The sequence below is a fragment of the Polaromonas sp. P1_G2 genome (genome assembly GCF_056405515.1).
Genome location: NZ_JBFUBY010000682.1, coordinates 1 through 630, shown reverse-complemented (window position 1 = coordinate 630; position 630 = coordinate 1). Strand labels below are relative to the sequence as shown.

Annotated in this window: 1 protein-coding gene; it reads right to left on the bottom strand. The window is 63.5% G+C overall.

The features are described 5' to 3' along the window. Positions 1 to 161: 161 nt before the first annotated feature. Positions 162 to 630 (bottom strand): hypothetical protein (locus AC1D0P_RS26925; protein WP_477679530.1); only part of this gene is annotated, 469 nt, incomplete at its 5' end.

Here is a 630-nt window from a genome sequence, read left to right as displayed (position 1 = left end):
GACCCCCACAAGGGGGAGGGGCTTAACACAGCCGCACCCGCAGTGCCTCAAGTAAGGCAATGAGCGTGCCGCGAGTCTTCTCCCCCCTTGTGGGGGAGATGGCCGGCAGGCCAGAGAGGGTCTTTCTCGTCCACGATCGCCTGCCACCGACGACGGAGAGCTTACCGCTTCACATAACGTACACCACGGGCCAGCCAGCAGCCGATCGTCAGCCCGACAATCTTGCCGTCGCCATCCCGGTCGAACACGATGCTCCAGTCCCCCGGTGCGGGCGCATCGAGGCCGCGCGGGCAGGGCATCAGCCAGACGTCCGGCCCGATTGCATAGAGGGACTGCATGCGCGATCTGCCAAGAAAACCCTGGCAAACAGCGAACATCGCGCCACCGCTGGACGTGACCAGCAAATCGGCATCCAGTTCTTCCGAATGGAACCGACCCTCGATATCCCGACTTGCCTCACCGGTGAGCGGCTTCAGCCGCAGCGCCAGATTCTCGTCCGCACGCTTCAAGAGAATGTCATCACCCTCTCGCGACAGCACCATTTCGTCGGAGCGCACCGTTCCATCCGGCATCAGGGTCACGATCTCCGGCGAGGTTTCGAACCGCGCAGTCAAGCGACCGGTGTCGAGC